The following is a 12,949-nucleotide window of genomic DNA, read 5'->3' on the forward strand; positions in this document are numbered from 1 at the left end:
CTCAGCCACCTAAATATTGAATGGTGATGTGGTATTTAAAGACGTGCTGTTCAATGCCGATCGGCTCGCGCTTCCCGTTACGGTTCAGGTAGCTGATTTCAGTGACCAGCCTGCCGCGCGCGTTGCGCAGTTCACGCTTGTCGCCAGTGTCTGTTAACGTCCAGCCTTCCGGTAACTGTGGCTGCCAGGCGCTGACAGGCCAGTGGCTCAGCATCACGTCCGCCAACACCTGGCTGGCTGGCGGCAACTGCGGTACCACGATGGACTGCTCGGTATGCAGTCCTTTTTCATCGTATGTGACCAGAAACAGCCGAATGCCGACGGACGACAAGCCTGCAAGGGTAATTTTTTTATTGTCGGCGTTGAGCATCACCAGCAGCGACTGGGTTTTGCCGTCAAAGCTGCCGGTAAGCAACTGCTGGGAATTTACCGCCGGAGAGATGCCCGGCGCAGGCAGCGTGACCCGCACGCCGGGTTCCAGCCACGCCTGCGGACGGCCTTCCTGCTCCCTGGGGGAGTGGCTACAGCCGGTCAGAATGAGCACGCCAAGCAACATGGCAAAAATACGTTTTATCATCGTTTTTTCTTCTCTCTTTTCGACGGCATCGCCAGCGGCGAAAGCAGGAATGCGGTGAAAATACCGCTCACCAGCACAATGCCAAAACTGCTTATTGCCTGGGTGGCGCTAAACACCAGCATGCCAAGCGTCAATAGCGTGGTCAGCATCGCCAGCGTTATCGCCAGCAGCGAGGTCAACGGCGTACCGCGCGGATTACTGAAAAACAGGGTGTAGTTAATGCCAATGCCCAGCACCAGCGCCAGCGCCAGCAGGGAAAACAGATTGACCGCATGGCCGCTCAGCGACAGCACCGCCAGGGCGCAGCCGAGCGAGAGTACCGAGGGCACCAGGCTGATAAGTCCTTTTCGCCAGCCGAGCCGGGCTATCGCGCCGCAGGCGATTACCGCCAGCGCGACAAACAGCAGACCGCTCAGTATGTGGCGATACAGCGCGAACAGCGCATCAAAGGCGCTTTTCCGATCCACCCACGCCACGCCGGAATACCGCTCGCCGAGAGCGTTCAGCGCTGCGCTCTGTCTGACCCCTTCAACCGGCACCAGCACGCCGCTTTCGCCGTCCTTCAGAGTCAGCCACAAAAGGCGCCAGCCTTCGCTTGCCGGACTGGCAAGCCAGGCGTCCACCGTCACCGGCATGGCGTTAAGGTCCGGCGTAACCGTCGCCAGTCCGGCGTGGTTCAGGCTTCGGGTAACGGCAGGCGCGGCGTTTTTCAGCAAGTCGAGATCCTGCTGCTGGCGCGCCAGCGAATTGAGCGGAATGCTGCGGTAGTGGTCGATCAGTCCTTCTTTTTTAGCCTGTTCCAGCGCGGGCAGGAAGGCTTCCAGCCGCTCCAGCGTCTGCTGGGCGGAGTCACCGTAAACCACAAACCACTTCTGGTCGACGCTCTGGCCTGTCAGCGCGGTAATCGCTTTTTCCTGCGCCAGAAGGGTCTGCGGCAGCGCCTGCAACTGCGAAATGTCATCATCGACGCGCAGGGTTGCCAGTCCGGCCAGCGAGAAGACGGCGAGCGCCAGCGGGAGCCCCGCAGAAAGCGCCTTGTTACGGCGCCAGGCGGCAAGCCAGCGCAGCATCAGTACCATCGCCGGTACCGGTCGCACCGGCAAACCGCGGCACAGCCACGGATGCCAGAAGATCACCGTCAGGCATGAGGCGGAAAGCCCCACGGCGGCGAAGACGGCCATCTGGCGTATGCCGGGGAACGGCGCGAGCATCATGATCAAATACGCCGCCACAGTGGTCAGCAGCGCCAGCAGCAGGGCGTTGCGCACTTTGCCGAGGCTTTGCCACGGCGTAGCGTCTGCGCCATGTACCATACGTTCGGTCAGATAATAGAGCGTGTAGTCGGCGGAAATGCCGATGATGCTCATGCTCATCACCAGCGTCATCAGGTGCAGTTCGCCAAAGAGAAGCAGGGTGACCACACTGCCCGCCAGCGCGCCGATGCTGATGGAGATCACGCACAGCAACAGCGGACGCAAGGAGCGGAACACCGCGACAATCAGCAGCAGCACGCCCAGCACCGTCGCCACGCCGAGGGTCGAAACATCCTGCTTCGCCTGTTGGCTGGCATAGTCGCTGTAGAACGCGGTTCCCCGCGACAGCAGCTGCGCCTGCGGATAGCGTGCTTTCAGGTCGTTTTCCAGCGCGTTGAGTGTGGTCACCAGCCGGTGCGTCTGCTGCATGTCAAACGAGGAGCCAGCCAGTTCACCGTGCAGCAGGTACCAGTAATTCCCCTGCGCGTCTTGCGCCACCAGCCAGCCGTCCATCAGCCGCAGGCGTTGACCGTTTTTCGCCATCGCCAGCTGCGAACCGCGCATCAACATCAGCGGATCGTTTTGCAGCTCTTTACCGCTCACGCCGGAAAATGCGGAATAGAGTTGAGACAGGATCCACTGCGCCTGCGCCTCGCCGCCGTTTTGCAGGCGCGCGCGGGTGTCGGGATCCACAAGGCCGTTGCGGTGCTGCCAGAAGAACGCGCCCCACGCCTGCTGGCTGTCGGCGTCCATCGGGCCTTTCACCTCCGCCAGCGCCTGCGATTGTTTAAGCAGCGTCAGCCACGCCTGCGCCACCTGCGGGTCGGCCTGTTTGCCGGGGCTGACCAGCCAGACCAACTGGCGGTCCAGACGCTGCAGAAAGCCGTCGTTCAGGGTCGGCGGAATCGTCCCCAGCGCCTGTTTCGGCAGCATCGCCAGCACGCTGCTGTTCAGCCGCGCCTGGGGCAGCAACGTGAGCAAGACGCCCAGCATCAGCAGGCAGGCAAAACCCCATAACAGCGCGGGGCGTTTACTGGGCGGCAAAGCGTTGGCGTTCGTCATCGGTCAGTTGTGTGGGCGTCAGTTGGTGTTGGGAGAGCGTAATGTCCGTGCGGTCGCCCTGTTTGTCGTTTAGCGTAATTCGCTCCAGATACGCATTTCCGGCGAGATCGATAGTGGCGAAAATTTTATCCAGCGGCGTGGTGATTGGAGTGAGGCGCAGCGACCAGCGGCCTTCGCCTGCATCGGTAAAGTCAACGCGGAAGTTTTGCTCCAGCACTTTGCGGTCGGCTCTGAACAGCGCGCGCAGCAGATGGTTGAACTGGAACATCTGCGGATTATTGTCGGCGGTGATGGTCTGCGGCGGCTGACCGTTGATGGTCTGCACCATCCGTTTGTCGTCAAGCAGAAGCTGCATCGGAAACGGCGCGGTTTGATCCCACAGCAGCCCCTGGTCGCGGGCGATCAACATCTGGCCCCGGGATCGCAGCGGCTGCGGCAGATCTTTTATCGTGCGGGTCTGATCAAAATGGGCGCGTATGACCGGCTGCCCGGTAAAGCGCTGCTGTAAATCATCAAGCGTCAGGGCGCTGACGAACGGGCTGACGAGCAAGGCCAGCAGGGGCAAAAATCTCATGGCGTCACCCCCATGCGTTCAAACAGGATATCCGGGCTGACGAAGCACATTTCACGGCTTTTTTCTTCTACCGCTACCTGAATGGTGTAACCGGTGGTGGCGCGCTTACCGGTTTCGGCGTCAAAAATTTCATAGCCGATACGCAGTCGGTTTTCGAATTCCTCCAGACGCGCGCGCACGCGAATGCGCTGCTCGAAGGTCAGCGGATTGCGGTACTTCACGCGGGTATCGACCACCGGCCACAGATAGCCGGAGGCTTTCATCTGGCGGTAGCCATAGTCAAACTGGTTGAGCAGCGCTTCGCGGGCGATTTCAAAGTAGCGGAAATAGTTGCCGTGCCACGCCACGCCCATCATATCGACGTCGTGAAACGGAATCGTCAGCTCGACTTCAGCCGTAAAACGGGGATCGTTAAGCACCCTTTACTCCTTGTTTTTGGCATCCGGCAGATGCCAGAAATCGTAAAAATTAAACCAGTCGAGCGGCGACTGGCGCGCGTAATGCTCAAGGCGTTCAGCGTAGCGGTCGATGGCATGCTGCAAAGCGCGCTGGCGATCGCCACGCGGCAGGACCAGCGGATCGGCGAACGGCTCACAGTACACGCGCAGCGTATTCTGTTCGCGCAGGGCAAAGATGAGATCGACCGGGCAGCGGAGTATTGACGCCAAAATAAATGGCCCCTGCGGAAACGGCGCGGGCTGCCCCATAAAGTCACTCCAACAGACGCGCCAGTCGCCGCCGCGTTGCGGGTTCACCGCGATGCGGTCGCCAACGATGGCAATCCATTCGCCGCGTTCCAGCTTCTCTTTAAGCGCAATGGCGGTGTCCGGGCCGATGTCGGTCACCGGCATCAGGTTTAGCCCGGCCTGCGGCGCCATCTCCTGCATGATCTGTTTAAAGCGCTGGGCGTTATCGCTGAACACCAGCGCATTGATAGTTTTGCTGCCCTGACGCTGCGCCAGCGCCCGACAGGCTTCGACATCGCCAAGATGCGACGCCAGCAGTAGCTTGCCGCGTGGGTCGTCAACGTTAAGCGCCGCCTCCGCGCCAGGGGCGAACACCACGTCGCGACCAAAATGCAGTTCACCGCGCCAGCTGGCGATTTTGTCGAGCATCGCATGACCAAAGCGCAGGAAGTGCTGGTAGCTGTTCAGATTGCGCGGTACCGGTTGCTGGCGCGCGGTGAGCTGCTCGCGTACGCGGGCGATCCAGTCTTGCGATGCGCGTCGGGCGCGGGAGGCGGTCAGCCAGTACACGCCGATCACCGGGTACAGCAGCAGTGAAAACGCCCTGCGTCCCAACAACCGCCAGACCAGCAGCATCAGACGCATGCCCCAAAGTCCTTTCACTTCGTCCTGACGCGCCCAGTGCGAGGATGGGCGGCGAAACAGCAGCGACGGTATGCGCGGTAGCATGCCGAAGAACAGCCGGGTGTGCATCAGCGAAATGCGGCAGTTGTCTTTCAGCGCGTCGAAGTGCGACAGGCCGTCTGTCGGGTAGGTCACCCGGGTCGGCACAAAATAGCTGGTGTTACCCTGCCAGTAGAGGCGCACCATGACTTCGGTGTCGAAGTCCATCCGCTGACCAAGCGTCACGCGCTGGGCCAGCTTCAGCGTGGGCGCGACCGGATAAACGCGAAAGCCGCACATGCTGTCTTTCAGTTGCAGCGACAGGGTTTCTATCCACACCCAGACGTGGGTTACCCAGCGTCCGTACAGGCGCGAGCGGGGAACAGAGTCATCATAGACAGGCTGCCCGGAAATCAGCGCGTCCGGGTGCGTCTGCGCCCGTTCGAGCAGTTTGGGGATATCCTCTATGGCGTGCTGGCCGTCGGCGTCTACCTGCACGGCGTGGGTAAACCCTGCCTGCGCCGCCGCCTGCAAACCGCGGATCACCGCCGCGCCCTTGCCGGCATTTTCCGCCAGGCGAAGCAAGGTCAGGTTGGTGGTTTGTGCCGCCAGCCGCTCCAGCTCCTGCCGGGTAGCCATGTCGCTGCCGTCATCCACGACGATGCAGGGCAGGTCGAACGGTTCCAGGCGCGCCAGCACCTGCGCCATCATCGCGCCGTGGTTATAGCAGGGGATCAGTACGCACGGGGAGAAGGTCAACGACATAACCGTATCTTCCCGCTGCTGGCGGTATGACGGGCTTCACCGTCGTGACGCTGATAGCTGAACGCCAGGATCTGGCGCGCTTCCTGCCAGTTCAACGTGAGCGTGACGGTGCTGTCAGGCAGCAGCGGCGCCTGGAATTTGACGTTTTGTATGCTGTGAAAGCGCCAGCCGGGGGCGAGCAGGGTAGTGGCGTAGTGCATCACCCAGTCCATCTGCGCCACGCCGGGCAGCAGCGGCTGCACGGCAAAATGACCGCGAAACCAGAACAGGGACGGGTCGAGATGCAGTACGATCTCAATCTGGTGCGGCTGTGCCTGATGGCGCTCAATTTCATGGGGTTTCATGAAATAACTCCTGTAGTTGCGCATAGACACGCTTATTCATACTGTTGACCGGGATCTCGTCGATCACCCGCCAGTAACGAGGGACGGCAACCGGCTCCAGCCACGGCAGCAAGGCGCGTCGCCAGTTAAGTTCCTGCGCTTTGCCGCTGCGCTGCCAGCGCGCGCGGGCCTCGTCCTCCAGCACCAGTAGCACGCCCACGCCCTGGCGACCGCCACGGTTCAGGGCCAATGCGGCGGCTTCGCGGACGCCTTCCAGCGACAGCAGGCGTTGTTCGACTTCGCTGAGGGATATCCGTTTTTCTTCGATTTTAACCACCCGGCCCCGGCGTCCCATCAGTCGGAACTGCCCGTTCGCCTCGAACTGCAGAATGTCGTCGAGCGCTAATCCTTGATCGTCGGCGATCAGCGGCGAAAATACGCGATATCCTTCGGCTTCTGGCATAAACCGTATACCAGGAAAGGGCAACCAACTGACGTCATCCTGCTGGCGGTAGCGCCAGGCGAGGATGCCGGTTTCGGTACTGCCGTAAATTTCATCCGGCCAGACGTTGAGCCAGGCGGCAGTTTGGGTGACGTCCCGCCAGGGTAGCATGCCGCCCGCGGAGAGGAGCATCGTCACCGGCGGCGGCGTAAGCTGGGCATCGAGGCGCTTTAAAAACGCCGGACTGCTGATAAACGCGTAACGATGTTGATGGTCCAGCGCCGCAAGCTGCTCGGCGTACCAGAGCATGGCCGCATGTAGCGGCAGGCTAAGGGCCATCGGCAGGAAGATGCGAAACGTCAGGCCGTACAGATGCTGCGGCACAACGGAGGCCACGATGCGACAGCCCGCCAGCCTTTCAGCGAAACGTGCCGCCAGCAGCCCGGCTTCGCGGTCAAGACAAGCGATGGGCTTCACGATGCGTTTCGGCTGGCCGGTAGAGCCAGAGGTAAACAGTTCCACGTAAGCGTCTTCAGGGACGGGCGGGAAGGTGAAAGCCTCGTCGCGAAGGGTTTTCGCGGTGCTGACAACCCGTAGCGTGCCTTGCCAGCCAAGGGGTTTGTCGCTCAGTACGCCGTCAAACAAGGCACGCTGCTCGTCGAGCAATGAAACGCGGCTATGTCCGGGAATGACCGGCGTTTTGCCCGCATGCAGGGTGGCGAGTAACGCGACGATAAACAGATAGCTGTTTTCAAAGCACAGCGCCCAGCGAGCGCCCGGCTGTTGGCGCAACTGCGCTATCAGGTGGGCGACGTCGTGGCGCAGATGGCCCAGCGACCAGGTAAAGTCGTCCTGCCAGGCAATCGGCGTTTGTGCGGGACGCGGCGCGGTGAGCCACTCGGCAAGCGTCAGGATTTGCTTCATCGGGGATCTCGTTTAATCATCTGACGGCGAACCAGCCATTCGCCCGCCATCAGCGCGCCCATCAGCAGATAGGCAATCATGCCGTTCCAGGCCGTCCATAGCGTCATATCGCCATAAATCGCGGTAAAGAGCGCGATGCTGCCGTTAAGAATGAAAAAGACGCACCAGATTTGCGTCACCCGGCGGGTATAGCGTACCGCAGCGTCTGGCAACTGCGGGTCGCGCAGTCTTGCCAGCCGTTCGACAAGCGGCATTGACGTCCACAGCGAACCGCCAAACACCGCGAGCATGACGCTGTTCACCACCACCGGATAAAAAAGCAGCAGCTGATGGGTTTTCAGCAGGGCGCTGCCGACGCACAGGGCGATCCCGGCCACGGCAACCACCTGGGTCACTACGCGCAGGGGACCCGCCTGTCGCCGGGTCTGGCGAAAGCGCAGAAACAGCAGCAGCGCCATCAGCGGAAGTAACCAACGCAGGCTGTTATGCGCCAGCCCAAACCAGATAAGAAACGGCCAGGCGAGCAATAACATGCCCGTCAGCAGCTTGACGCCAGGCAGCGCGCGTGCGCCCGACATGGCGATTACGCTTCTTTCAGCAGACGTTCTACGGCGTCAACGACATCCTGCACGGTGCGCACCGCTTTGAATTCTTCCGGCTTGATTTTCTTACCGGTTTTTTTCTGCAGGTGCACAATCATGTCGACGGCGTCGATGCTGTCCAGTTCCAGATCTTCGTACAGGCGCGCCTCAGGCTTGATATCCTCCGGGTCAATTTCAAACAGTTTGACCAGCAGCGCGGAGACTTCGTCGTAAATGGCTTGTTGTTCGGTCATCACGGTTCTCCTCAGGCACGTTGCGCGTGAATGAAGGACGCCAGCGTGGCGACGGAGAAGAAGTGCTGGCGCATTTCTTCACTTTCCGCAGAGAGCACCACGCCGTACTGATTTTTAACCGCCAGCCCCAGCTCCAGAGCATCGATTGAATCCAGCCCCAGGCCGTCGCCAAACAGCGCCGCCTCGGTGTCGATGTCGTCTGCCGACAGCTCGTCCAGATTCAGCGTGGTGATGATGAGATGTTTAATTTCCTGATAAAGCGCTTGCATCATTAATTCCTGAGAGAGGTAACGTACCTGGTTGTAATTTAAGTAAAAGATGCCGGTTTAGCTGTCTTGCCGCCAGCGCCGGTTCTTGTGAGTCTGCGTCATAAAACTGGTTGATCTTCACTCGCTCTCGCACCTCAATGGTGAACAGCGGTTTGCAGGGCGGAACCTGATACCATTTACTCTCTTTATCGAGCATCCGCTCGCTACAGTGGATCGTCACGACCCGTAAATCGCTGTGACAGCGCACGGCGATATTGGCGGCGCCGCGCTGTAGCGTCATGGTTTCACCGGGTTTTGTGCGGGTCCCTTCGGGGAAGATCAAAATGGTGTCGCCCTGCGCCAGCCGCTGCTGGCTGGCGGGCAACAGCGCGTCCGCCTGGCTGTTAACCAGATAGTCGGCGGCACGCACGACGCCGCTAAGGAAAGGGTTCGTCAGCAGCGCGCTTTTAACCAGACAGTCCGTTTCGGGCATCACGGAGGCCAGCAGCACGTAATCAATGAGCGTGGGGTGATTAGCGACCACCAGACATCCGCGTTCCTGACGCAAAATGTCCACCCCTTCCATGCGATAGTCCAGCACGCCAAGCACCCGCGTCACCGTTAAAAAGAGACGGAAGCTGGCGGAAATGCTGCGCCTGGCAATGCGGCGACGCCGGGAATTATCCCACACGAAAACTAACAGAACGTTAAACCAGACGACAGAAAGCAGCAGACCGCCGAGGCCAAAGAGGGCGAAGCAGAAGCCGGTCATAGCGATGCGCCATAGCCGGTTCAGAGAGGTAAAAACGCCGTTCATGCGCGGCTCCAGTGCCATTGCATGCGCTCTCCGGGGATCGTAAAGGCGTTGGCGTCTTGTAAAAAGTGCTGTAAAAACAGCAGGCTTTGCGGAAGTGTTGTCTCCGCGCCCGCAAGGGCCGGACGGGTCTGGCAGTGCCAGTCATCGCCTGCTTCGCATACCAGCGCGACCGCGTAGGGCCAGGTCGGCATGTTTTCCGCCAGGTGCGGATGGTAAAATTCGGGGAGAAATCCGTCGAAATCAACCAGCAATATCCGTTGGTAACCCGCCTGCAAAAGGCAAATCACTTCACACAGACCCTGCTGGAAAGTGTCACGACCCGCTGAGAGCGAGGAAGAGACGACAGGCTGTTTGGCCGCGATAGTCAGATTGCCGACGGCGGAGTTATGCACCGACAGGGCGAAGTCGGTCGGTGAAAGCGCCTGTTCGTTCGCCAGTGCGTGCAGAATGCGGTAATTGCGCTCCAGTTCGCCGTGACGACTGGTATACAGCACCGCGTCGATAGCGTGACGGCGCAGCATCGTCAGTCCGCACTCTACAGCGAGTTTGCTGCCGGAGCTGAGGCGGCGAGCGGTCATCATCGGCAGCTCGCTTAACTTGCCTTGCGCCGCGCCCGGATCGATGGCGTGCGAATGCCGTGACCATTGCAGCCACTGATTAGCTTCGCTGAGCCCTGGCGCCATCGCCCGCCAGTCGGTCATGTTTAAAGAGAATTTCATCAACGCGCGTCCGCGGTAAACCGGTGATTCCTGTAGCGTGGTGACGCTACTTTGTTATTTTTTCTTTTGGCATATCAGTAAGGTATGCCCAACGCCTAAATTGTCGTGGCGTGCTTCTACCTGGAACCCTGCCATGTCCAGATAGCCATAAAATTTTTCTGCGCTGTAGAAGCGGCTGTTGCCGTTCGCCATGCAGGTAAAATAGAGCGAAGACGCATTCAGACTGAATGAAGCGGCTTCAAAGCGCTGTGCATCCCAGAACAGCTCCATAACGCACAGCCTTGCACCGGGTTTCATGACGCGTGCAACGTTGCTGAGCAGGGCGACAATTTGTTCGGGTGAGAAGCAGTCCAGAAATTGACTCATCCACCAGATATCGGCCTCTGTAGGTAAAGGCGCATCGCCAAGCATATCTACCGCATGAAAGTCGATGCGATGAGATAATCCTGCATTTTCGATATTTTCGCGGGCAAGTGCAATTTGTTGTGGCAAATCTAATAGGGTTACCGCGATATTTTCGTCGTAGCGGCAGCAGCGGATCGCCCATTTACCCGTATTTCCACCTACATCGTACAGGGTTGCAGGACGGCTGGCGAATATCAGCGGCAGCGCCGCGTCAAATGCCCCGTCTGAGTAGTAGTGATCGAAGGCGAACCAGCTTTCACGCGCCGATGGCGGCAATTGGGATAACGCCGGATAAATCGTTGGCCAGTCGCCAAAAACTTTTAATCCTGACGGTTTCCCCTCTTTCAGTGCGTTCTCTAAAAAGAACAGCCCCTGATAACAGACGTCCTGCGTGAAATCCATATTTACGCGGGTCATGGTGTCGTGCAAAAGGAAATGTCCGATTTTTCCCAGATAATACCGTCCCTCTTTATAGGTAAGAATACGTCCGCTTAATCCCATATCCAGCAGTACGCTGGCCGCATATTCATTTATCTGGCTATTTTCGGTTATCTCGGCAAGGGTCGCCCCATTTTTTCGCTGGCTATCAAGCCAGGCCAGCACGCCAGTATTTCGCAGACACAGCGCGGTTTGAAATAGCATCGGGGCGAAGGCGATACGCTGCGCTTCAGTAATCGCATCCAGTGCGCTGAGAGAGTCCTGTTCGTACATGGCGAGCACAACCTGTTAAAAGGGTAATGATAAGGTTATCGGGCCAAAACGGCCCGAATTGAATTTTTTTGAATTACAGACCCGCGCCGGCAGACAGATTCAGCTGAATGTCTTTATCCAGGTTACGTACCCAGCGGTTGTAGTTTTTATGAATTTTGCCGCCAGACGCCTGCAGATTGAGGCTGCTGTCGTATTTGATATCGTAGCTGGTCGCGGTATAGGTGATACGTACTTCCGCCACGTGGTCGCGAGACTGCTGGCGCGCTTTGATCACGCCCGGACCCGCTTCGTTCATGATCCATTTACGCTGGATGCCCGCTTTCAGGATCGCGTTTTTAACCTGATCCTGCGTGTGGCCTGCGCTCACGGTTGAGTGAACCTGATCGATTGGCGCAGTACGCGCGCAGCCTGCCAGGGCGCCCACAACGGCAATCGCCGCAAACCACTTAATGTATTGTTTCATGAAAACTCCCTATCAAAATAACTATTTATATTAACGTCGAACACATTTCTTTATTGGTTTACGCAACAATAATACCGCTTATTTTAAATGATGACTTTCGCGGATTGTCACGAAAAATCTGTAATTATTATGCGATGCAGGCGGGGAAATATCCTGCGGTACTGCATGAGATCAGTCAATTAACGCTTACTTAAATGAAATTTCGTAGTGAATTGATTTGCCTTAAAATCATTGACGCAGAGTATTTATTTTATTTTTTATGATCATCGGCGCGCTAAATGAAACATGATGATAACAAAAAGCGCGCCTTATAATACGTTCACCCGTCCGGGAATAAAACTACCCTGGTTGGTAGGTAACGTCGTTAGCCGGGTAATCGATTTTTGGGACGGCCCGGCCCAAGCAGTATTGCCAGTTTACTGCCGCCTTTGGTGGTTTCCATCCAGATTTTACACACGCTGGTCAGCGGTACGGAGAGCAGCATTCCTACCGGGCCGAGCAGCCAACCCCAGATGAGCAATGAGAGAAATACCACCAGCGTCGACATGCCAAGACGGTGCCCCATCATGCGCGGCTCCACCATGTTGCCCAGCACCATATGCACCACCAGAAACAGCGCCCCGACGAGGAAACATTCATAGAGGCCATTAAACAGCAGTGCCTGAATCATAGGAGGAACGGCGGAGATCACCGAGCCAATATTGGGCACGTAGTTCAGCAGAAACGCCAGCACGCCCCACATCAATGCAAACTGAATATCCATGAGCGCCAGACCCAACCAGATAATCACCCCGGTCCACAGGCTAAGCAGCGTTTTCAGCGCCAGATAGTGTGATACTCCTTTCAATGCCCGGTGCAGACCCGCGATGTGAATTTGAGGGTTATTCAGGGCAAAACGCATTTTGTAAGGTACATGGCGGACTTCAAACAGCATAAAAACCACGGTCATGACCAGCAGCACGACGCTGGCCATCGCGCCGGAAAGCCCGGTCATCAGGGTGGTCGTGAAGGCCATGAGTTTTTCCGAATCCATCCGCTGTAGCATTCGCTCTGGCGACATATGCAGATTGAGAAAAGGCATCATATCCTGCAGATACAATAATTTGCGCGTTAACTCTTTATTGTAGCTCGGCAGCATGGCGATAAATTCATTGATCGACGCGGCGAGCACGCCAATGAGCGCGGTGAGGGCAATAAGCATCACCACCACCACAATGGTGATCGCCACGGGTCGCTTGATGCCGCGACGAACGAACCAGGTGACCAGCGGGTTAAGGACGATAGCGAAAAAGAGCGCCAGCAACAGTTGCACAATAATATCGGCGGCAGCGTGGATCCCGGCGAGGATCACCACCAGCGAAGCCAGTTTGAGCAAAATATGCATACCCGTTTTGTCGGGCTGGGGGGTTGTCATGGTTACGTCCTGTTTATGATTTTCATTAAGTGTAGCGTCTGGCTTGCTGCCGATAATCCTAATCTTCA

Annotated in this window: 15 protein-coding genes; all 15 read right to left on the bottom strand. The window is 58.0% G+C overall.

Annotation, left to right across the window (positions count from 1 at the left end; all coding sequences use genetic code 11):
- Position 1: 1 nt before the first annotated feature.
- Positions 2 to 577: a DUF3261 domain-containing protein gene (locus JY391_RS01410; RefSeq protein WP_060570193.1), complete on the bottom strand. Its 576-nt coding sequence runs from the start codon at positions 575 to 577 to the stop codon at positions 2 to 4.
- Positions 574 to 2,892 carry an MMPL family transporter gene (locus JY391_RS01415; RefSeq protein WP_211935122.1) on the bottom strand — a complete coding sequence of 773 codons (2,319 nt, stop codon included), beginning with the start codon at positions 2,890 to 2,892 and terminating at the stop codon, positions 574 to 576. The genes JY391_RS01410 and JY391_RS01415 overlap by 4 nt, the downstream gene beginning before the upstream one ends.
- Positions 2,861 to 3,466 (bottom strand): outer membrane lipoprotein carrier protein LolA, encoded by a 606-nt coding sequence (locus JY391_RS01420; protein ID WP_211935123.1) that lies wholly within the window; start codon positions 3,464 to 3,466, stop codon positions 2,861 to 2,863. Before JY391_RS01420 ends, JY391_RS01415 begins: the two co-directional genes overlap by 32 nt.
- Positions 3,463 to 3,885: an acyl-CoA thioesterase gene (locus JY391_RS01425; protein WP_042286599.1), complete on the bottom strand. Its 423-nt coding sequence runs from the start codon at positions 3,883 to 3,885 to the stop codon at positions 3,463 to 3,465. The genes JY391_RS01420 and JY391_RS01425 overlap by 4 nt, the downstream gene beginning before the upstream one ends.
- 3 nt (positions 3,886 to 3,888) lie before the next feature.
- Positions 3,889 to 5,580 carry a glycosyltransferase family 2 protein gene (locus tag JY391_RS01430; protein ID WP_211935124.1) on the bottom strand — a complete coding sequence of 564 codons (1,692 nt, stop codon included), beginning with the start codon at positions 5,578 to 5,580 and terminating at the stop codon, positions 3,889 to 3,891.
- Complete coding sequence (locus JY391_RS01435) at positions 5,571 to 5,924, bottom strand: ApeI family dehydratase (RefSeq protein WP_042286593.1); 354 nt, start codon at positions 5,922 to 5,924, stop codon at positions 5,571 to 5,573. The genes JY391_RS01430 and JY391_RS01435 overlap by 10 nt, the downstream gene beginning before the upstream one ends.
- Positions 5,911 to 7,269, bottom strand: a complete 1,359-nt coding sequence (locus JY391_RS01440) for an AMP-binding protein (protein ID WP_211935125.1) — start codon at positions 7,267 to 7,269, stop codon at positions 5,911 to 5,913. Before JY391_RS01440 ends, JY391_RS01435 begins: the two co-directional genes overlap by 14 nt.
- On the bottom strand, positions 7,266 to 7,847 hold the full coding sequence (locus JY391_RS01445; RefSeq protein ID WP_042286588.1) for a COG4648 family protein: 582 nt from the start codon (positions 7,845 to 7,847) through the stop codon (positions 7,266 to 7,268). The genes JY391_RS01440 and JY391_RS01445 overlap by 4 nt, the downstream gene beginning before the upstream one ends.
- A gap of 5 nt (positions 7,848 to 7,852) precedes the next feature.
- Positions 7,853 to 8,104, bottom strand: coding sequence for an acyl carrier protein (locus JY391_RS01450; protein ID WP_042286585.1), 252 nt, complete (start codon positions 8,102 to 8,104; stop codon positions 7,853 to 7,855).
- A gap of 11 nt (positions 8,105 to 8,115) precedes the next feature.
- Entirely contained in the window at positions 8,116 to 8,373 is a 258-nt protein-coding gene (locus JY391_RS01455; RefSeq protein WP_042286581.1) for a phosphopantetheine-binding protein, read from the bottom strand.
- On the bottom strand, positions 8,348 to 9,187 hold the full coding sequence (locus tag JY391_RS01460) for a lysophospholipid acyltransferase family protein (RefSeq protein WP_148365385.1): 840 nt from the start codon (positions 9,185 to 9,187) through the stop codon (positions 8,348 to 8,350). Before JY391_RS01460 ends, JY391_RS01455 begins: the two co-directional genes overlap by 26 nt.
- A complete protein-coding gene (locus tag JY391_RS01465) occupies positions 9,166 to 9,888 on the bottom strand; it encodes a beta-ketoacyl synthase chain length factor (RefSeq protein ID WP_042286575.1) in 723 nt (240 codons plus the stop codon). The genes JY391_RS01460 and JY391_RS01465 overlap by 22 nt, the downstream gene beginning before the upstream one ends.
- A 54-nt stretch (positions 9,889 to 9,942) precedes the next feature.
- The gene (locus JY391_RS01470; RefSeq protein ID WP_181822387.1) at positions 9,943 to 11,004 is read right to left on the bottom strand and encodes a methyltransferase; all 1,062 of its coding nucleotides are present in this window, start codon (positions 11,002 to 11,004) and stop codon (positions 9,943 to 9,945) included.
- Between the two features lie 73 nt (positions 11,005 to 11,077).
- A complete protein-coding gene (locus JY391_RS01475) occupies positions 11,078 to 11,455 on the bottom strand; it encodes a hypothetical protein (protein ID WP_131729044.1) in 378 nt (125 codons plus the stop codon).
- Between the two features lie 376 nt (positions 11,456 to 11,831).
- A complete protein-coding gene (locus JY391_RS01480; RefSeq protein ID WP_042286945.1) occupies positions 11,832 to 12,881 on the bottom strand; it encodes an AI-2E family transporter in 1,050 nt (349 codons plus the stop codon).
- Positions 12,882 to 12,949 lie beyond the last annotated feature (68 nt).

The sequence above is a fragment of the Citrobacter sedlakii genome (assembly GCF_018128425.1).
GTDB lineage: Bacteria > Pseudomonadota > Gammaproteobacteria > Enterobacterales > Enterobacteriaceae > Citrobacter_A > Citrobacter_A sedlakii.

Coding starts and splice junctions, on each gene's coding strand:
- JY391_RS01410 (WP_060570193.1), bottom strand. CDS start 577: ATGATAAAACGTATTTTTGCCATGTTGCTTGGCGTGCTCATTCTGACC.
- JY391_RS01415 (WP_211935122.1), bottom strand. CDS start 2,892: ATGACGAACGCCAACGCTTTGCCGCCCAGTAAACGCCCCGCGCTGTTA.
- JY391_RS01420 (WP_211935123.1), bottom strand. CDS start 3,466: ATGAGATTTTTGCCCCTGCTGGCCTTGCTCGTCAGCCCGTTCGTCAGC.
- JY391_RS01430 (WP_211935124.1), bottom strand. CDS start 5,580: ATGTCGTTGACCTTCTCCCCGTGCGTACTGATCCCCTGCTATAACCAC.
- JY391_RS01435 (WP_042286593.1), bottom strand. CDS start 5,924: ATGAAACCCCATGAAATTGAGCGCCATCAGGCACAGCCGCACCAGATT.
- JY391_RS01440 (WP_211935125.1), bottom strand. CDS start 7,269: ATGAAGCAAATCCTGACGCTTGCCGAGTGGCTCACCGCGCCGCGTCCC.
- JY391_RS01445 (WP_042286588.1), bottom strand. CDS start 7,847: ATGTCGGGCGCACGCGCGCTGCCTGGCGTCAAGCTGCTGACGGGCATG.
- JY391_RS01450 (WP_042286585.1), bottom strand. CDS start 8,104: ATGACCGAACAACAAGCCATTTACGACGAAGTCTCCGCGCTGCTGGTC.
- JY391_RS01455 (WP_042286581.1), bottom strand. CDS start 8,373: ATGCAAGCGCTTTATCAGGAAATTAAACATCTCATCATCACCACGCTG.
- JY391_RS01460 (WP_148365385.1), bottom strand. CDS start 9,187: ATGGCACTGGAGCCGCGCATGAACGGCGTTTTTACCTCTCTGAACCGG.
- JY391_RS01465 (WP_042286575.1), bottom strand. CDS start 9,888: ATGAAATTCTCTTTAAACATGACCGACTGGCGGGCGATGGCGCCAGGG.
- JY391_RS01470 (WP_181822387.1), bottom strand. CDS start 11,004: ATGTACGAACAGGACTCTCTCAGCGCACTGGATGCGATTACTGAAGCG.
- JY391_RS01480 (WP_042286945.1), bottom strand. CDS start 12,881: ATGACAACCCCCCAGCCCGACAAAACGGGTATGCATATTTTGCTCAAA.